General features: G+C 67.2%; 19 protein-coding genes and 1 pseudogene. 9 read left to right on the forward strand and 11 right to left on the reverse strand.

Annotation, left to right across the window (positions count from 1 at the left end; translation table 11 throughout):
• Position 1: 1 nt before the first annotated feature.
• Complete coding sequence (gene dacB1 / locus ACZYVJ_RS19850; protein ID WP_463833071.1) at positions 2–1,171, reverse strand: D-alanyl-D-alanine carboxypeptidase DacB1; 1,170 nt, start codon at positions 1,169–1,171, stop codon at positions 2–4.
• A gap of 335 nt (positions 1,172–1,506) precedes the next feature.
• Here dacB1 and ACZYVJ_RS19855 point away from each other — a divergent pair, with 335 nt between their 5' ends.
• Entirely contained in the window at positions 1,507–1,758 is a 252-nt protein-coding gene (locus ACZYVJ_RS19855) for a hypothetical protein (protein ID WP_463832588.1), read from the forward strand.
• On the opposite strand, the gene ACZYVJ_RS19860 is transcribed toward ACZYVJ_RS19855, so the two are convergent.
• Positions 1,733–3,064 (reverse strand): aspartate aminotransferase family protein, encoded by a 1,332-nt coding sequence (locus ACZYVJ_RS19860; protein ID WP_463832589.1) that lies wholly within the window; start codon positions 3,062–3,064, stop codon positions 1,733–1,735. The two genes, ACZYVJ_RS19855 and ACZYVJ_RS19860, sit on opposite strands and share 26 nt — an antisense overlap.
• 32 nt (positions 3,065–3,096) lie before the next feature.
• Here ACZYVJ_RS19860 and ACZYVJ_RS19865 point away from each other — a divergent pair, with 32 nt between their 5' ends.
• Entirely contained in the window at positions 3,097–4,011 is a 915-nt protein-coding gene (locus ACZYVJ_RS19865) for a sigma-70 family RNA polymerase sigma factor (protein ID WP_463832590.1), read from the forward strand.
• On the opposite strand, the pseudogene ACZYVJ_RS19870 reads toward ACZYVJ_RS19865, so the two are convergent.
• A pseudogene (locus tag ACZYVJ_RS19870) lies at positions 3,983–4,624 on the reverse strand (carboxymuconolactone decarboxylase family protein); the annotation flags it as partial. The gene ACZYVJ_RS19865 and the pseudogene ACZYVJ_RS19870 overlap by 29 nt on opposite strands.
• A gap of 121 nt (positions 4,625–4,745) precedes the next feature.
• On the opposite strand from ACZYVJ_RS19870, the gene ACZYVJ_RS19875 reads away from it, so the two are divergent.
• A complete protein-coding gene (locus ACZYVJ_RS19875) occupies positions 4,746–5,219 on the forward strand; it encodes a hypothetical protein (protein WP_463832591.1) in 474 nt (157 codons plus the stop codon).
• Positions 5,220–5,246: 27 nt separating this feature from the next.
• Here the strand turns inward: ACZYVJ_RS19875 and ACZYVJ_RS19880 are convergent, their stop codons facing one another.
• From ACZYVJ_RS19880 to sdhC, 4 genes are read right to left on the reverse strand one after another with little or no spacing between them, the layout of a single operon-like run.
• Positions 5,247–6,071: a succinate dehydrogenase iron-sulfur subunit gene (locus ACZYVJ_RS19880; protein ID WP_463832592.1), complete on the reverse strand. Its 825-nt coding sequence runs from the start codon at positions 6,069–6,071 to the stop codon at positions 5,247–5,249.
• Entirely contained in the window at positions 6,071–7,825 is a 1,755-nt protein-coding gene (sdhA, locus tag ACZYVJ_RS19885; protein ID WP_463832593.1) for a succinate dehydrogenase flavoprotein subunit, read from the reverse strand. The genes ACZYVJ_RS19880 and sdhA overlap by 1 nt, the downstream gene beginning before the upstream one ends.
• 52 nt (positions 7,826–7,877) lie before the next feature.
• Entirely contained in the window at positions 7,878–8,348 is a 471-nt protein-coding gene (locus ACZYVJ_RS19890) for a succinate dehydrogenase hydrophobic membrane anchor subunit (RefSeq protein ID WP_463832594.1), read from the reverse strand.
• A complete protein-coding gene (gene sdhC, locus ACZYVJ_RS19895) occupies positions 8,345–8,683 on the reverse strand; it encodes a succinate dehydrogenase, cytochrome b556 subunit (protein WP_064878689.1) in 339 nt (112 codons plus the stop codon). Before sdhC ends, ACZYVJ_RS19890 begins: the two co-directional genes overlap by 4 nt.
• Positions 8,684–8,942: 259 nt before the next feature.
• Between sdhC and ACZYVJ_RS19900 the strand changes: the two genes are divergently transcribed.
• A complete protein-coding gene (locus ACZYVJ_RS19900) occupies positions 8,943–9,344 on the forward strand; it encodes a cytidine deaminase (protein ID WP_463832595.1) in 402 nt (133 codons plus the stop codon).
• Positions 9,345–9,401: 57 nt separating this feature from the next.
• Here the strand turns inward: ACZYVJ_RS19900 and ACZYVJ_RS19905 are convergent, their stop codons facing one another.
• On the reverse strand, positions 9,402–9,644 hold the full coding sequence (locus tag ACZYVJ_RS19905; protein ID WP_463832597.1) for a hypothetical protein: 243 nt from the start codon (positions 9,642–9,644) through the stop codon (positions 9,402–9,404).
• Between ACZYVJ_RS19905 and ACZYVJ_RS19910 the strand changes: the two genes are divergently transcribed.
• The 3 genes from ACZYVJ_RS19910 to ACZYVJ_RS19920 are packed head-to-tail and all read left to right on the forward strand — an operon-like array spanning position 9,628 to position 12,956.
• Positions 9,628–10,569 carry an alpha/beta fold hydrolase gene (locus ACZYVJ_RS19910; RefSeq protein WP_463832599.1) on the forward strand — a complete coding sequence of 314 codons (942 nt, stop codon included), beginning with the start codon at positions 9,628–9,630 and terminating at the stop codon, positions 10,567–10,569. The genes ACZYVJ_RS19905 and ACZYVJ_RS19910 overlap by 17 nt on opposite strands.
• Before the next feature lie 15 nt (positions 10,570–10,584).
• Positions 10,585–11,871 carry a thymidine phosphorylase gene (locus ACZYVJ_RS19915; RefSeq protein ID WP_463832601.1) on the forward strand — a complete coding sequence of 429 codons (1,287 nt, stop codon included), beginning with the start codon at positions 10,585–10,587 and terminating at the stop codon, positions 11,869–11,871.
• On the forward strand, positions 11,868–12,956 hold the full coding sequence (locus ACZYVJ_RS19920; protein ID WP_463832602.1) for an adenosine deaminase: 1,089 nt from the start codon (positions 11,868–11,870) through the stop codon (positions 12,954–12,956). The genes ACZYVJ_RS19915 and ACZYVJ_RS19920 overlap by 4 nt, the downstream gene beginning before the upstream one ends.
• Positions 12,957–12,990: 34 nt before the next feature.
• Here the strand turns inward: ACZYVJ_RS19920 and ACZYVJ_RS19925 are convergent, their stop codons facing one another.
• Positions 12,991–14,814, reverse strand: coding sequence for an alpha/beta fold hydrolase (locus ACZYVJ_RS19925; protein ID WP_463832603.1), 1,824 nt, complete (start codon positions 14,812–14,814; stop codon positions 12,991–12,993).
• Positions 14,814–15,458 (reverse strand): TetR/AcrR family transcriptional regulator, encoded by a 645-nt coding sequence (locus ACZYVJ_RS19930; protein ID WP_463832604.1) that lies wholly within the window; start codon positions 15,456–15,458, stop codon positions 14,814–14,816. Before ACZYVJ_RS19930 ends, ACZYVJ_RS19925 begins: the two co-directional genes overlap by 1 nt.
• Positions 15,459–15,546: 88 nt before the next feature.
• Between ACZYVJ_RS19930 and ACZYVJ_RS19935 the strand changes: the two genes are divergently transcribed.
• Positions 15,547–16,206: a polysaccharide deacetylase family protein gene (locus tag ACZYVJ_RS19935; RefSeq protein WP_463832605.1), complete on the forward strand. Its 660-nt coding sequence runs from the start codon at positions 15,547–15,549 to the stop codon at positions 16,204–16,206.
• On the opposite strand, the gene ACZYVJ_RS19940 is transcribed toward ACZYVJ_RS19935, so the two are convergent.
• Entirely contained in the window at positions 16,203–16,868 is a 666-nt protein-coding gene (locus ACZYVJ_RS19940; RefSeq protein WP_463832606.1) for a GntR family transcriptional regulator, read from the reverse strand. The genes ACZYVJ_RS19935 and ACZYVJ_RS19940 overlap by 4 nt on opposite strands.
• Positions 16,869–17,013: 145 nt before the next feature.
• Here ACZYVJ_RS19940 and ACZYVJ_RS19945 point away from each other — a divergent pair, with 145 nt between their 5' ends.
• Positions 17,014–18,039: a cupin gene (locus ACZYVJ_RS19945; protein ID WP_463832607.1), complete on the forward strand. Its 1,026-nt coding sequence runs from the start codon at positions 17,014–17,016 to the stop codon at positions 18,037–18,039.
• The last annotated feature ends 14 nt before the right edge of the window (positions 18,040–18,053 follow it).

The following is an 18,053-nucleotide window of genomic DNA, read 5'->3' on the forward strand; positions in this document are numbered from 1 at the left end:
TTCAGCGGTGAAGTGGTCGGCGGTTCATCGAGCGGGCCATCATGATCAACGCGAACACGACGATGGTGCCGATCACCGCCACACCCACCCGGATCGGCATGGCGTCCGCCGAACCGATGAACCCGCCGGCCGCGGCGTTAGTCGCCAGCGGATCCGCGGCGGAGTCGTGCTTGGCCGGCGCCAGGGACGGGTCGGGCGCGATCAGCGAGCCGACCTGCGTGCCCTGCGGCGTGGAGAAACCGTAGTCCAGCAGGTGCGCGGCCTGCTCCCACGGCGCGATCGGCACCCGCGTCCCGTGCAACAGCACCGCCACCAGCCGTCGCCCGTCGTGATTGGCCGCGCCAACGAAGGTCTGGCCTGCGTCGTCGGTGTAACCGGTCTTGCCGCCCAGGGCGCCGGGATACTTGTAGAGCAGCTGGTTGTCGTTCTCCAGCTCGTAGCCCGGGTGGTCGCCGTGGCCGGGGAAGTCGAAGGTCCGCGTCGCGACGATGTCGGCGAACGTCGGGTTCTGCCACGCGTAGCGGTAGAACAGCCCGATGTCGTAGGCCGAGGTGCTCATGCCGGGCGCGTCCAGCCCCGACGGCGACGCCACCCGGGTGTCCTGGCCGCCCAGCTTGGCGGCCAGCACGTTGATCTTCTCCAGCGCCTGCTGCATGCCGCCCAGCTGCATGGACAGCGCGTGGGCGGCGTCGTTGCCGGAGTGCATCAGCAACCCGTGCAGCAGCTGGTTGACGGTGAAGACGCCGCCCTCCTCGACGCCGACCTTGGTGCCCTCGGCGGCGGCGTCGTCGGCGGTTCCGGGCACCGACTTGTTCAGGTTGAGCGCGTTGATCGAGGCCATCGCGACCAGCACCTTGATGATGCTGGCCGGGCGGTGCCGCCCGTGCGGATCCTTGGCCGCGATGACGGCGCCGCTGTCCAGGTCCGCCACCAGCCACGCCTCGGCGGAGACGTCATTGGGTAGCGCAGGCGTATTCGGCGCCGCGACGATCCCGCAGCTGCCCAGCGCGTCGCCGCCGACCGGCTTGGGGGGAACCGCCAGCGGGATCGGCGGGTCACCGGCGGTGGGCGCCTCCGACGAGTCCACGGCCTTCGGGGTGTTCACCTTGTACGGGCAGTCCGGGGGTGCGGCATTGGGTTCGGGGCCGGGTTCGGCCTTCGCCAGCGGCATCCCCAGCGGCACTCCCAGCGGCAACGTCGCCGGTGCTGCCAACGTGACCGGGGCGGCCGTCAGGAAAAGTGCCGCTGCCAGGCATGATGCGGAACGTAACAGGGTCATCGTCTGTGCACAGTAAGCGATCGGCGGCCGGAATCCGGGGAGCCGCGCTGTGACTGGTGAGGCGGAAGTTACTGAGCGGCGGCGGAGGGGCCGCGATACGCTGGGCGCGCGGTCAGACCGGAAGCAATCAACCGCCCCGAATCCCAGAGGGATGTGCCATTTCAAACGATCGGTTTTGGTCTCGAACATGGTCTGCGCGGCGGCGCGGCGGCGACGGCCCGCGATCGTTGGAACATCTGCTCAAGCAGGTGGAGAAGGGAAGCCAGGTTCGCAGCTTCGACCATGACCGGGTGTTGAGCGAGCTGAAGCTGCATCGCGACGCCACACCCGAGGGCGACCTGCGGTCCGCACTCACCTGGCTCTGTAACGCGCAAGCGCGGATCACCAGCAACCCGACGGCGGCGCACTCCCGCGAGGTGCTGCTGGCCGCGTACGAGGTAAAGCGGGTCCTGGCTACAGCCGACGGCACTCGTCGCTGAGGACGCTGCGCAGCGCCGCCTCGATGAGGTCGAATTCGGGCTGGCCGCTGATCAGCGGCGGCGCCAGCTGGATGACGGAATCGCCGCGGTCATCGGTGCGGCAGTACAACCCTGCTTCGAACAGCGCCGCACCCACCCGGGCGAGCAGCGGGCCGCGTTCTTCGTCGGTGAAGGTCTGCTTGGTGGCCTTGTCCTTGACCAGTTCCACGCCGTAGAAGAAACCCTCGCCGCGCACGTCGCCGACGATGGGCAGGTCGTAGAGCTTGTCCAAGGTGGCGCGGAAGGCGGGCGCGTGAGTCCGGACGTGATCGTTTAGGCGCTCACGCTCGAAGATGTCGAGGTTGGCCAGCGCCACGGCCGCCGAAACCGGATGGCCGCCAAAGGTATACCCGTGCGGGAACGTGGTGGCGCCGTCGTTGAAGGGCTCGAACAACCTCTCGCTGGCGATCATGGCGCCGATCGGTGAGTAGCCCGACGTCATCCCCTTGGCGCAGGTGATCATGTCGGGCGCGTAGCCGAAGTCGTCGCAGGCGAACATCGACCCGATCCGGCCGAACGCGCAGATCACCTCGTCGGAGACCAGCAGCACGTCGTATTCGTCGCAGATCTGGCGCACCCGTTCGAAATAGCCTGGGGGAGGCGGGATGCTGCCACCCGCGTTCTGCACCGGCTCGAGGAACACCGCTGCCACCGTGTCGGGGCCCTCGAACTCGATGGCCTCGGCGATCCGGTCGGCGGCCCACTGTCCGAAGGCTTTCGGATCGGTGCCGAACGGTTCGGGTGCCCGGTAGAAGTTGGTGTTGGGCACCCGGAAGCCGCCGGGCGTCACCGGCTCGAAGGGCGCCTTGAAGCGGGGCAGCCCGGTGATCGCCAGCGCGCCCTGGGTGGTGCCGTGGTAGGCGACCGCGCGCGAAATCACCTTGTGCTTACCGGGTTTGCCGGTGAGCTTGAAATATTGCTTGGCCAGTTTCCACGCGGTCTCGACGGCCTCGGTGCCGCCGGTGGTGAAGAAGACCCGGTTCAGGTCGCCGGGGGTGTAGCCGGCGAGGCGTTCGGCGAGCTCGATCGCGGGCAAAGTGGCGTATCCCCACAGCGGGAAGAAGGCCAGCGTGCCGGCCTGCCGGGCGGCGACCTCGGCCAGTTCGGTGCGGCCGTGGCCGACCTGCACGGTGAACAGTCCCGACAAGCCGTCGAGGTAGCTCTTGCCGCGGTCGTCGAAGATCGTGACGCCCTCGCCGCGGGTGATGATCGGCGGCGTGATGTCCGGGCCGTGCCGGGCGAAGTGCAGCCAGAGATTCCCAGTCATGTCGTGTGGAGCCTAACGCTAGGCTCGTTGACATGACCTCAGCGCAGCAGGTCAGCGAGTTCGAGTCGCTACGGCCCCACCTCATGTCGGTCGCCTACCGGCTGACCGGCACGGTGGCCGATGCCGAGGACATCGTGCAGGACGCCTGGCTGCGCTGGCACCGGCAGGACCCCGACAAGGGATCAGAGATCACCGACCTGCGGGCCTGGCTGACCACGGTGGTGAGCAGGCTGGGCCTGGACAGGTTGCGTTCGGCCGCGCATCGTCGCGAGACCTACATCGGCAACTGGTTGCCCGAGCCGGTGGTCACCGGCTTCGACACGGCCGATCCGCTGTCCGCGGTGGTGGCCGGCGAGGACGCGCGGTTCGCGGCGATGGTGGTGCTGGAGCGGCTGTCACCCGATCAGCGCGTCGCCTTCGTGCTGCACGACGGGTTCGCCGTGCCGTTCGCGGAGGTGGCCCAGGTGTTGGGGACCAACGAGGCCGCCGCCCGCCAGCTGGCGTCGCGGGCCCGCAAGGCCGTCTCGGCCGAGGCGCCACCCAAGCCCGATCCGGCGCACAGCGAGGTGGTCGGGAAGTTGTTGGCCGCCATGGCATCCGGCGATCTGGAGGCCGTGGTGGCGCTGCTGCATCCCGACGTGATCCTGACCGGCGACGCGAATGGCAAGGCGCCCACCGCGATCAACGTCATCCACGGCGCGGACAAGGTGGCCCGGTTCTTCTTCGGCCTGGCCCAGCGCTACGGCCCGGCGATGTTCACCTCGTATCAGCTGGGGCTGGTCAACGGCGAGCTGGGCGGCTACACGCCCGGCTGCCCCGCCAGCGACGGGTATCGCGAGATGATGCCGCGGATCATGGCCGCGACGGTGCGCGACGGAAAGGTCTGCGCCCTTTGGGATGTGGCCAACCCGGACAAATTCACCGGCTCCCCGCTGCGGGCTCGTTGAGCTGGGTGGCCCAGGGAACGCGGCAGGCGTCACCGGAATTGAAGCCCTGCTCGGTGATGCCCAACGCGGTGTTCATCCGCGCCCGCATGTTCTCCACGCCGATCTGATAGGTCAGCTCGATCACCCCGGCGTCGCCGAAGCGGGCCCGCAGATCGGCGACCTGCTCGTCGGTGACCGTGTGCGGGTCGGTGGTCATCGCGTCGGCGTAGGCGATGGCCGCGCGCTCGTCGTCGGTGAATGCCGTTGATGTGGCGTAGTTGTCGATCTCCTTGAGGCGCTGGATGTCCAGGCCGTCGAGGCGCTGCAGCATGGACCCGAAGTCGACGCACCACGAGCAGCCGACCGTGCGCGCGGTCCAGAACACCGCGAGCTCGCGCACGCTGACCGGCAATGTCTTCGATGCCCGGTCCAGCATGGTCTCGTGCAGGGCGCCGGCGATCATCAGCCCGCGATGGTGCGCGGTGACGGTGAAGGGTTCGGGAACTTGGCCGTAGCGCCGCTTGGCGATCCGGTACATCACCCGGGTCAGCAATCCGGTGCGCTTGGGCGGCAGGGGCTCGATGCGGGTTTTCTGTGTCATACAGATCGGACGAAGCGGGCCCGCGATGTGTGACGGCACGGTCGGTCCGATCGCCGTGAGCAGGTGTTTCCCGTCAGAAGGTCCGGGTACCCGACCCTCACTCTCGCCACGCCAACCGGCGCGGCGGGGCAGCGAGAGGGTGAGGAGACAGATTATGACCTCTCAAAATGATCAACAGCCCGACGATGCGAGGCAGGAGCGCTTCGACGACCCTGAGTTGGGTAGCGGCGCGCGCGACACCGGCACGGACACTCCGGAGCCCGGCGGCGGAGATCGTCCCGTCGGAACCGTGGACGAAGACGCGAATCCGCCGATGAGCGATCCGACCGCGTCGGATACCTACAGCGGCACCGGCGAACTGCCACCGCAAGACACGGGCAGTGCAATCCCGCCGTACGAGGGACGCCGAGAAAGTGCCGCGACGGACACCGAAGGCACCGGCGGTGCTACGGGCCCGGCGACGAATCCCGATTACAAGTCAGCCAGCCCGGCGAGCACCCCTGGCGGTGCGAGTCAGTCTCCGGCCGACGAACAGCCGGCTTCGGAAATGCCGGAATCGGACGGCGACGACGACCGCGTCGGGCCGGGGCACGTAGCGGGTAATCGCCGCGGCGAATCAACGCCCTGATCGGACGACTGGCCGCCGGTCAAGCGCCTAGCGGGAGAACATGATCGCGCGCTTGACCTCTTGGATCGCCTTGGTGATCTCGATGCCGCGGGGACAGGCTTCGGTGCAGTTGAACGTGGTGCGGCAGCGCCACACGCCGTCGACCTCGTTGAGGATGTCCAGGCGCTCGGCGGCGGCCTCGTCGCGGCTGTCGAAGATGAACCGGTGCGCGTTGACGATCGCCGCCGGTCCGTAGTAGCTGCCCTCGTGCCAGAAGATCGGGCAGCTGGTGGTGCATGCCGCGCACAGGATGCACTTGGTGGTGTCGTCGTAGCGGGCGCGGTCGGTCGGGCTCTGAATGCGTTCGCGGGTGGGCGGGTTGCCGGTGGTGATCAGGTACGGTTTCACCGCCCGGTAGGCGTCGAAGAACGGCTCCATGTCGACCACCAGGTCCTTCTCCACCGGCAGCCCGCGGATCGGCTCGACCGTGATGGTCAAGGTTTTTTGGGGCTTGCCCGGCCTACTCTTGGGCAGCAGGTCGCGCATCAGCACCTTGCACGCCAGCCGGTTGACGCCGTTGATGCGCATGGCGTCCGAGCCGCACACCCCGTGCGCGCAGGAGCGGCGGAAGGTCAGCGTCCCGTCCAGGTAGCTCTTGATGTAGATCAGCAGGTTGAGCATCCGGTCGCTGGGCAGGCACGGCACCCGAAAGCTTTGCCAGCCACCGGTTTCCGCGAAGGCGTCGGGCTGGTCGGGGTTGAACCGCGCGATCTTGACGGTCACCATCACCGCGCCGTCGGGAATCGCCGGCAGCGGTGGCTCCAGGCTGGTCTCGACCTCGGCCGTCTCTTCGGTTCCGACGCCTTCGGCCATCAGTACTTCCGTTCTTTGGGTTCGTAGCGCGTCTGCACCACGGGCTTGAAGTCCACCGCGATGTCGCTCAGCAGGTCGCTGCCCTGCTTGTAGGCCATGGTGTGGCGCATGAAGTTGACGTCGTCGCGGTTGGGATAGTCCTCGCGGGCGTGGCCGCCGCGCGACTCCTTGCGATTCAGCGCGCCGACCACGGTGACCTCGGCCAGCTCCAGCAGGAAGCCCAGCTCGATCGCCTCCAGCAGGTCGCTGTTGAATCGTTTCCCCTTGTCGTGCACGCTGATTCGTGCGTACCGCTCCTTCAGCGCGTGGATGTCGGTCAGCGCCTGCTTCAGTGTCTCCTCGGTGCGGAACACCGCGGCGTTGTTGTCCATCGACTGCTGCAGGGCGATGCGGATGTCGGCGACGCGCTCGTTGCCGTGTTCGCTCAAAATGTCGCCGACCCAGCCGACGACCATCGCCTCCGGCTCCGGCGGCATGTCGACAAAGTCGTGCCCCCGCGCGTAGTTGGCCGCGGCGATGCCGGCCCGGCGGCCGAACACGTTGATGTCCAACAGTGAATTGGTGCCCAGCCGGTTGGCCCCGTGCACCGACACGCACGCGCACTCGCCGGCCGCGTACAGCCCCGGCACCGTGGAAGTGTTGTCCCGCAACACCTGTCCGGTGACCGTGGTCGGGATGCCGCCCATCACGTAGTGGCAGGTCGGGTAGACGGGGACCAGCTCGTGCACCGGGTCCACGCCCAGGTAGGTGCGGGCGAACTCGGTGATGTCGGGCAGCTTGGCCTCGAGCACGTCCTCGCCGAGGTGGCGGACGTCGATGTAGACGTAGTCCTTGTGCGGGCCCGCGCCGCGGCCCTCCAGAACCTCCAAAACCATGGAGCGGGCCACGATGTCGCGCGGGGCCAGGTCGACGATCGTCGGGGCGTAGCGCTCCATGAAGCGCTCGCCCTCGCCGTTGAGCAGCCGGCCACCCTCACCGCGCACCGCCTCGGAGATCAGGATGCCCAGGCCCGCCAGGCCCGTCGGGTGGAATTGGTGAAACTCCATGTCCTCCAACGGAAGTCCCTTGCGGAAGACGATGCCGATGCCGTCACCGGTCAGCGTGTGCGCGTTGGAAGTGGTCTTGTACATCCGGCCCGAGCCACCGGTGGCGAGCACGATTGCCTTGGCGTGGAAGACGTGGATGTCGCCGGTGGCCAGCTCGTAGGCGACCACCCCGGTGGCCACCGGACCGCTCGGGGTCTGGGTGAGCACCAGGTCCAGCGCATAGAACTCGTTGAAGAACTGCACGTCGTGCCGGACGCAGTTCTGGTACAGCGTCTGCAGGATCATGTGGCCGGTGCGGTCGGCGGCATAACAGGCCCGGCGCACCGGGGCCTTGCCGTGGTCGCGGGTGTGCCCGCCGAACCGGCGCTGGTCGATGCGGCCCTCGGGGGTGCGGTTGAACGGCATCCCCATCTTCTCCAGGTCTAGCACCGCGTCGATGGCTTCCTTGCACATGATCTCCACGGCGTCCTGGTCGGCGAGGTAGTCGCCGCCCTTGACGGTGTCGAACGTGTGCCACTCCCAGTTGTCCTCTTCGACGTTGGCCAGCGCCGCGCACATGCCGCCCTGAGCGGCCCCGGTGTGGCTGCGGGTGGGGTAGAGCTTGGTCAGCACCGCGGTGCGCACCCGCGGACCCGCCTCCACCGCGGCCCGCATGCCGGCACCACCCGCGCCGACGATCACCACGTCGTACCGGTGTTGCTGGATCACGGCCGCCGCCGACGATGCAGAGCGAGGCGATGAGGAGGTGGCGCAAACATGTTCAGCCTCCGATATTGGGGTCGAATGTCAGCAGCACGTAGGTGCCCAGTACCAACGTGAAGCCCATGGACAACAGCAGCAGGCTGTTGAGCCAGAACCGGGTGCTGTCCTTGCGGCTGTAGTCGTCGATGATGGTGCGCAGCCCGTTGCCGCCGTGCAGTTGCGCCAACCACAGCAGCGCCAGGTCCCAGAACTGCCAGAACGGCGACGCCCAGCGCTGCGCCACGTAGTTGAAGTCGATGCGGTAAACGCCGTCATCCCACATCAGCATGATGAACAGGTGCCCGATCGCCAGTACGAACAGCGCGATCCCGGAGAACCGCATGAACAGCCAGGCGAATTTCTCGAAGTTGGGGATGCCGGCCCGCCGCCGCGGCGAGCGGGGGTTGTCCAGGCTGGCGGGACGGTCGTACAGGCGCTGTTTGACCGGGGCCGCCTCGCCCCGGCCCAGCTGCAGGTCCGGACTGCTCATCGGAAGTGCTCCATCATGTGGATGACCGTCACCACGCCGGCCGGAACCATCAGCAGCAGGAACACGATGCCGACGATCCAGAACATCAGCTTCTGGTGGCGCGGGCCCTCGGACCAGAAATCGATCAGGATCACCCGGATGCCGTTCAGGCCGTGGAAGAGCACCGCGGCGACCAGTCCGTATTCCATCAGGCCGACGATGGGCATCTGGTAGTCGTGGATCACCGCGTTGTAGGTCTGCGGGCTCACCCGCAGCATCGCGGCGTCCAGCACGTGGACGAACAGGAAAAAGAAGATCGTCGCGCCGCTGATCCGGTGCAGCACCCAGGACCACATGCCGGGGTCGCCGCGGTACAGCGTCCGCGGTGGCCTGCGTTTGCGCGAGGGAGCCGATACCGGTGCCGCCGGATCCGCGGTTGTCGGTTGCGTAGTCACCCCAGTCCTCACCGCCTTCTTCCGACTTCAACGTCAGCCACTCCGGGCACTTGAGCTTAGCTCGCACACGGTGTGACTTGCGCCAATGTCCGCCAAGCGAACAGCCGTTTTGCGACTAGGGTGACTGTCGGAATCGGCGATGGGTGAGCGGGGTTTCGTTATGCCTGAGATCGACTGGAAGACGTTGCGGGACAAGGCGATCGATGTCTCAGCGGGGGCTTACGCACCCTACTCGCGGTTCCGGGTCGGGGCGGCCGCGCTGATCGACGACGGCCGGGTGGTCGCCGGTTGCAATGTGGAGAACATCTCATATGGCCTTGGTCTCTGTGCCGAATGTGCGGTGGTCTGCGCGCTGCATTCGAGCGGCGGCGGGCGCCTGGTGGCGCTGGCATGCGTGGACGGGCGGGGATCGGCGCTGATGCCGTGCGGGCGCTGCCGTCAGGTGCTGCTCGAACACGGCGGGCCCGAACTGCTGATCGACCACCCGGACGGGCCGCGCCGGCTCGGCGACCTGCTGCCGGACGCCTTCGGCCCCGACGACCTGGCCGCGGGGCGCGGCTGACCGCCTTCGCCGAGTCGGCGCGCCGCAGCTTGCTGAGCGTTGCCGGTCGGCTTACGGTCATCCGTGTGCAACGGGGAGCGCACCGATGATGCCGACGGGATCGCTGCCCAAATCGTTGCCCAGACTCTTGGTTGCGGTGCTGATCGTGGCGGGAATGGGGGCGGCGGGATGCTCGTCGCAATCGCCCGCGGCGAAGCCGTCATCTTCGACCGCGTCATCTTCGACTGCGTCGTCGGCGCCCGGGTCCTGGATGGAGGACGCCGTCTCGTTCTCGGCGGCGGATATGACCGTGTACGGCACGTTCCGCCATCCGGCGGGGCAGGGCCGCGCCGTGCCGGGGGCGTTGTTGATCGCCGGTAGCGGGCCCACGGATCGCAACGGTGACTCGGCCGTCATGCCGGGTCAGGTCGACACGTTGCGGAACCTGGCGCAGGCCCTGTCCAACGATGGCGTCGCCAGCTTGCGCTACGACAAGCTCGGCACCGGCCAGACCGGCCTGGGCCACTACGCGACGGACCCGACAACGGTCGATATCGACGCGTTCCAAAACGAGGCGACGGCCGCGTTGAACTTCCTGGCCGGCCGATCCGGCATCGACCGGACTCGCCTCATAGTGGTCGGCCACAGCGAGGGCGCCCTGTACGCGATGATGTTGGCCACCGCCGCGCCGGGAACCGCTCCCGCGGTGCAGGCCCTGGGGCTGGTGGAGCCGGCCAGCCGCCGCATCCTCGACCATCTGTCCGAGCAGGCCCACGCCCAGGCCGACGCGGCCGTCCGGTCCGGGCGACTCCCCGCCGCCCGGGCCGCCGAAAGCACGGCGGCGATCGATAAAGCCATCCAGGAGTTCCGCGCGACCGGAACGGTCCCGCCCGACGAACCGCCGGCGCTCAAGCCGGTGATCAACGCCGCGAACGCGCGGGCGCTATTGCAGGAAGACGCAATCGACCCGGCGGCCCTGGCCGCCAAGCTACCTCGCGCCATGCCGGTCTTGATCACCTGCAGCGACGCCGACCTGCAGATCACCTGCCAGGACGTCGATTACCTGGTGCCCGGCCTGACCAGCGCGGGAACGAAGACCGACTATGTCCACCTGACCGGCGTCGACCATGTCCTCAAGGAGGACACCAGCAGAACGCCGGCCAATTACACGAAGGCCCTACCGTTCTCGACACAGCTCACCGGCGCTCTGGCGTCATTCATCACAGAGAACGTGACGGCACCCTGAGCTCCGGGGACGCACTTGACTGACGTCACGTTCGACGCGCCCACGGTGATCAGGACCAAGCGCGACGGCGGCCGGTTGTCCGACGCCGCCATCGACTGGGTCGTCGGCGCCTACACAGACGGCCGGGTGGCCGAAGAGCAGATGGCCGCGCTGCTGATGGCGATCCTGTTGCGCGGCATGGACCCCGGCGAGACCGCCCGGTGGACGGCGGCGATGCTGGCGTCGGGCGACACGCTCGACTTCGGCGACCTGGGCCTGGCCACGGTCGACAAGCACTCCACCGGCGGGGTGGGGGACAAGATCACCCTGCCCCTGGTGCCCGTCGTCGCCGCTTGCGGGGCCGCGGTTCCGCAGGCGTCGGGCCGGGGGCTCGGCCACACCGGTGGGACCCTGGACAAGCTGGAATCCATCGCCGGGTTCAGCGCCGAGCTGTCCAACCGCCGCGTCCGCGACCAGCTTCGCGAGGTCGGCGCGGCCATCTTCGCCGCCGGTGACCTGGCCCCGGCCGACGCCAAGCTGTACGCGCTGCGCGACATCACCGCCACGGTCGAATCGCTGCCGCTGATCGCCAGCTCGATCATGAGCAAGAAGCTGGCCGAGGGGGCCGGCGCGCTGGTGCTCGACGTGAAGGTCGGCTCCGGGGCGTTGCTGGACTCCGAGCGGCAGTGCCGCGAGCTGGCGCACACCATGGTCGGGCTGGGCGCCGCGCACGGGGTGCCGACCCGCGCGCTGCTGACCGACATGAACCGCCCGCTGGGCGCGACCGTCGGCAACGCCCTGGAGGTCGCCGAGTCGCTCGAGGTGCTGGCCGGGGGCGGCCCGCCCGACGTCGTCGAGCTGACGTTGCGGCTGGCCTCCGAGATGCTCGAGCTGGCCGGGATCGACGACCGCGATCCCGCGGACACGCTGCGCGACGGCACCGCGATGGACCGGTTCCGTCGGCTCATCGCGGCCCAGGGCGGCGATTTGTCGGTGCCGCTGCCCATCGCCGGGCACGCCGAGACCGTTATCGCCCCGCGGGGCGGCACAATGGGCGATATCGACGCGATGGCAGTGGGGCTGGGGGCATGGCGCCTCGGTGCGGGCAGGTCCCGGCCGGGCGAACGCGTGCAGTTGGGCGCGGGTATCCGCATCCACCGCCGCCCCGGCGAGCCGGTCACGGCCGGTGAGCCGTTGTTCACCCTCTACACCGACACCCCGGACCGCTTCGGTGCCGCACTCGCCGAGCTCGACGGCGGGTGGAGCGTCGACGACACAGCACCGGCCTCCCGACCGCTGATCATCGATCGGATCGTCACATGACCACACCGCTGGGACTCGAGCAGATCAGAAAGGCCCCCAAGGCCCTGCTGCACGACCACCTCGACGGCGGGCTGCGCCCGTCCACCGTGCTGGACATCGCCGGGCAGGTCGGCTACGACGGGCTGCCCGCCACCGACGTCGACGACCTGGCGACGTGGTTTCGCACCCGTTCGCACAGCGGCTCGCTGGAGCGCTACCTGGAGCCGTTCTCGCACACCGTGGCGGTGATGCAGACACCGGAGGCCCTGCATCGGGTCGCCTACGAGTGCGTGGAGGATCTGGCCGAGGACTCGGTGGTGTACGCCGAGGTCCGGTTCGCGCCCGAGCTGCACATCGACCGAGGGCTGTCATTCGACGCGATCGTCGACGCCGTGCTCGCCGGCTTCGCTGACGGCGAAAAGGCTTGTGCGGCAGCGAATCGCCCGATCGTGGTGCGCCTGCTGGTCACCGCGATGCGGCACGCGGCGGTGTCCCGGGAGATCGCCGAGCTGGCGATCCGGTTCCGGGACAGGGGAGTCGTCGGATTCGACATCGCCGGCGCCGAGGCGGGCAACCCGCCGACCCGGCACCTGGACGCCTTCGAGTACATGCGAGACCACAACGCCCGCTTCACCATTCATGCCGGTGAGGCGTTCGGGCTGCCGTCCATCCATGAGGCGATCGCCTTCTGCGGAGCGGACCGGCTGGGCCACGGGGTGCGCATCGTCGACGACATCGAGGTGTCCGACGACGGGCGAGTCCGGCTGGGTCGACAGGCGTCCATCTTGCGGGACAAGCGAATTCCTCTGGAACTGTGCCCCAGCTCGAACGTGCAGACCGGTGCCGTCAAGAGCATCGCCGAGCATCCGTTCGATCTGCTGGCCCGCGCCCGCTTCCGGGTGACCGTCAACACCGACAACCGGCTGATGAGCGACACCTTCATGAGCCGCGAAATGCACCGGCTGGTACAAGCTTTCGGCTACGGGTGGAGCGACCTCGAGCGCTTCACCATCAATGCGATGAAGTCCGCGTTCATCCCGTTCGACGAGCGCCTGGCGATCATCGATGAGGTGATCAAGCCGCGCTATGCCGTGTTGATCGGTTAGCGGCTGGCATCGATGTTCTAAGCTGCTCCGAAATTCATCGGCTCGGTTTTTGCGCCGCCCCCACATACTCACCGATGAAGCCATTGCGCAACCACCACCTGGGGCTGGTGTGCTTGAAGATCTTCTCGTCGAGGACGCGGGTGCGCACCGACCTCCTGACCGGGAACGGATTCATCCCAGACTTGTACTCGAGGCCGATCATCGCCGGTGCGGTCGGCCGGTCTCGCCTGGTCAGCAACTCGAAACCGGCGGCCTGAAGCAGGCTGTTCAACTCCGCCGGGCGGGGGAATCGCCGAAAGTCGTGGTTGGACTTGTGCAGACCGAACACGTACAGCGGCCCAACCGCGACGAAGCAAAGCCAGGTGAACAGGTTGCGATCCGGCGTGACGTAGAACATCCGGCCGCCCGGCTTCAGCGCGCGTAATACACTGTCGAACAGACGGCGGTGCTCGGTGCAATGGTCGAGGACTCCGTGCAGGTAAACAAGATCGAACCGACTGGCCGCCAACACATCCGCGGTTCGTGCATCGCCGACAATGAACTGCAGCCTGGTGTTGTCGGTGAAGAGCTTGCGGGCTGCGTCGATCGCTTTATAGTCGACGTCGACGCCGACGATGTCCCACTCGCCCAACTCCGGATATCGTTCCAGCAATCCCGCGATCGCCCCGCCGCTGCCGCAGCCGACCACTGCCATCCGCGGGCGTTCGGTGTTCGCGGATGGAAGGTAGTCGCGTAGAAAATCCCATGCGGTGTAGTCGATTTCGCTGACCAGTTCTGCGGTGAAGCGCCACTGTGCGCTGACGTCAGCGTTCGAGAAATAACGGACGCCGCGCTCGATCGTGCCGTTGCAGATCCGCACCAGAGCGCGATCCATCATCGAATAGCGGTACTCGGGCTCACCGGCTGCGTCATTGGCTCGTTCCCGGTCGAGGAACTCGAAGTAGCGCTGCTCTTCGGGTTCGATTGCCGCTTCCCATGATTGGGCGTTGCCGAGCACACGCTCCCGAATCCACGAGTCGATGACCCGGCTGTAGACGGTTCTGTCGAACAACATGAGCTGATGGCCGCCGCCGGGCATCATGAAAAAGTCTTTGGTTCCGCCGATCCGCTCAAAGCATGCGCGGCAGCGCTCGGCGCCGACGATTTCATCGTGCTCGCCGCAGGTGATCAGAACGGGTTTCGAATTGGCGGCGGCGGGCAGACGCGGGACATAGTTGAACACGGAGTGGTAGCTCTTAAATCCATACGACCAGACGTAGAGCGGGTCCTTCTTCTTCGTGTCCAGCAATCCGGGGTCTTCTTGGTAGGCAGCCTTGAAGTCTATGAACCGTCGCAGCGGGACCGGCAGTCGGTCACCTATCCTGGCTGCGGCGCATTGCGCTGGGCGCGACTGAAACAGTCGGATCGCCATGCTCATTGGCGTCTCGTGGTTCAACAGGATGTTCATGCATACACCGGCCGCCACGGCCGGGCACGCGTCGAGCGCGTGAAAAGCGACTTCGCCACCCTGGCTGGCGCCGTGCACGACGACGGGTAGCGAAGTGCGTCGTGCGGCGTAATCGGTTACTGCCCTGGTGTCTTCGAGAAAGTCTTCGAAGGTGAACACACCCGCCATGCCCTCGGTGCGACCGTGCCCGGTGAGGTCGAACGAATAGACCGCCGCCCGATAGTGGCGGCGCATGTGCTCGGCGAACGTGTCGTAACCCTCGCTGTTCCCGGCGGTCCCATGCACCAGCACCAAGACATAGTCGGCGTTGTCATTGTCATAGCGGCGCACGAAAATACGTCTGGCACCGGATCCTGTCACCGCGTCTTCGACCATCAGCGGCACTGGCGCCGTGGTGGTGGTCGGGATCATCAGCTCCTCCGATCCAATCCTTCGGTGATGTGGGTGCCGATCATGCGCGCGAAAGCGTCGAAATCGCTGCGGAAGTGTGAAGTGTCGGAGATGAACGGGCGCTGCATCGACATGCCCAGCAGCACGATTTCGAAGAGATGCACCGTCTCGTCGATCAAACCCGCCGGCGCATCGTCACCAATGATCGTGCGTAGCAGCTCGGCGATCCGCCCGCGCTGGGTATCGCGATAGTCGACATACGCGGTCCGCAAGAACTCGTTGTGGTTGGCCGCTGCGGCGAACTCGACCATGAAGGTGACGGCGTCGAGGTTGTCGATGAACAGGGTGTAGACCAGATCGGCCGCCTTGGTCAGGCCCTCACCCACGGACACCGCATCCGTCAGTCGGGCCGAAGCGGTGGAGAACATCGTCTTAGCCATGTCGTCGATCGCCGCCTGGAAGAGCTTTTCCTTCGTCTCGAAGTGATAGTGCAGCAGCGTCTGCGAAACGCCGGCCTCGTTCGAGATGAGCTTCATCGAGGATTTCTCGTAGCCGTACGCGCCGAAGCACCTCACCGTGGTCCGCAGGATTCGCTGCCGGGCGTCGCCTGCCGTCGCCGCGGAACCAGCGTTGTGCTGAGCCTCCGGAACTGTTGCGGTCAACATCGACTCTTCTCTTCGGCACCGGTTACCCGATAACATACTGTCTGATCGATCAGTCAGGCAACCATGACGTGACGGGTGAGCACCTGCTATGCATGAGAATGTGTCGCCGAAGATCACTTTGACCTTTGACAACGGCCCGACTCCCGGCGTCACGGATCAGGTTCTCGATGCGCTGGCTCAGCGGCGGATGTCCGCCATCTTCTTCGTCGTCGGGGAGAGGGTGTGCGCGCCGCAGGGACGTGAGCTGATGGCGCGGGCCGTGCGTGATGGGCATCGGATCGGCAATCACTCCTTCACCCATGGTCGACCTCTGGGCGAGCTATCCTCGGCGAGAGCCATTCACGAAATCAGCAGTACGCAAAAGCTTTTGGATGATTTCGCCGATGCCGATCGGTACTTCCGACCATGGGGAACGGAGGGCGTGCTCGACCGGCGCTGTCTGAATCAGGCGGCGGTCGATCACCTCATCGCGGAGAAGTACAGCTGCGTCCTGTGGAACAGCGTCCCGCGCGACTGGGCCGATCCCGACGGCTGGGTGAGCCGGGCGCTCGCCGATACCCGCAGGTACCAGCACACCGTGGTCGTGCTGCACGACCTACCCACCGGAGCGATGGAGCCGCTACCGAGGTTTCTCGACGAACTGACCCGCTCCGGCGTGCAGGTCACCACGGAACTCCCCGGTGATTGCATGCCGATCGTCCGCGGCCGGATGCGAACACCCGTCGATCACCTGCGACCCGAGTCCTAGAACACCGACAGCCCCATGGCCCGCACGGTGCTGGCCAAGTGGGTCTGCACCGCACGCACTGCGCGCGGTACGTCGCCGTCGCGCAAGGCTTCCGCGATGTCCGCGTGCTCGGCCATGATCGTGGCCACCCGATCGGGTTCGCGCAGCGCCGATTCCCCGATCATCCGCATCTGGCGGTCGCGCAAGGTCGAGTAGAAAGCCGACAGGATGGCGTTGCCCGACTCTTCCAGGGTGATGGCGTGGAAGGCGCGGTCGGATTCCACGAACTCCCGCCAGTCGGCCGCCGCCACGGCCTCGCGCTGCCGGCGCAGCTCGCCCGTCTGCCGTTCGAAGACCACGGCGCAGACGGCCGGGCCGCGTCCGATCACCTTGCCGGCCGCGAACTGCTCCAGCACCAGCCGGGCCTCCATGACCGCCCGCACCTCGTCGGGCGAGACCGGGACCACCAACGCGCCGCGCTGCGGGTAGAGCCGCAACAGCCCCTCGGCCTCCAGCCGCAGGAACGCCTCGCGCACCGGGGTGCGCGACATCCCGAGCGCGGTGGCGACGTCGCCCTCGCTGATCAGCTCGCCGCCCGGGAGCTCGCCGGTGAGCACCTGCGCCTTGACGTAGTCGAGCGCGCGGTCCTTGGCCGTGCCCGGCCGGGGATCCTTTGCCGCCACGCGCACCCCCGCTTCTGGTAGCTAAGTTGTATCTCAAGCGTGGTCATCACCGTACACCACGGGCTTCTAGCTGCGAGGATTGACGCTGAGATACAAGATAAATACTATTCAGATACGAGATACGACCGAGCCTAGGAGGCCGCAGATGCCCACGACGCAGATATTGACGCCGAACCTGGATCCGACGATCCCGGCACCGATGATCAACATGGCCGAGTACGGGTTCGAGGGGCGTTTCCAGGAGTGGGCGCAGCAGGCCGAATACTTCGAGTACTCCAAGGCGGCCAACCCGATCGGATCCGGGCACGTCCCGCAGGTTCCGCTGCGGCGGTTCGATCCCGAGATCTACCTCGGCGCGCCGACCGGGGTGATCCCGCTGGATCTGTCCGACGAACTGGGCATCGACACCGGCGCGGCGACCAGCCCGGCGCTGCTGGCCAACTTCGTCAGTATCCGGGCCCGGGAGCAGGTCGACACCAGCCCCAACGCCACCTCACAGCTGTACTACGTGCTCTACGGGCGGGGCTTTGCGGCGGTCAACGGCCGGCTAGTCGAGTGGGAGAAGGGCGACTTCGTGACGCTGCCCGCCGGCAGCCACTCGGTGTTCTACGCCGCCGCCGACACGGCCATGTACTGGGTGCACGACGAGCCGCTGATGCGCTACCTGGGCGCCGAGGCCACCCGGCCGCGCTTTGCGGCGACCAAGTTCCGCCGCGCCGACGCGGTGGCCAAGCTGGAGGAGATCGCCTCCCGGCCGGGCGCCAACGACAAGAGCCGGGTGAGTGTGCTGCTGGCCAACGCCAACCAGGAGCAGACGCTGACCATCACCCATGTGCTGTGGGCCATGTTCGGCGTGCTGCCGCCCAACCAGGTGCAGCGCCCGCACCGGCACCAGTCGGTCGCGCTGGATCTCATCCTCGATGCCCCGGAGTCCGGCTGCTACACGCTGCTGGGCACCCGCCTCGACTCCCGCGGCGAGATCGTCGACCCCACCCGGGTGGACTGGCGGGCCGGGTGCGCCTTCACCACCCCGCCGGGCATGTGGCACGCGCACTACAACGAGACCGATGAGCCGGCCCACCTGATCCCGGTCCAGGACGCCGGGCTGCAGACCCACCTGCGCAGCCTGGACATCAAGTTCACCCAGCGCCGCGATCTCGTCGCCGGGTAATCCCCGGCGGCGAT

This window comes from Mycobacterium sp. IDUB_3, assembly GCF_055419585.1.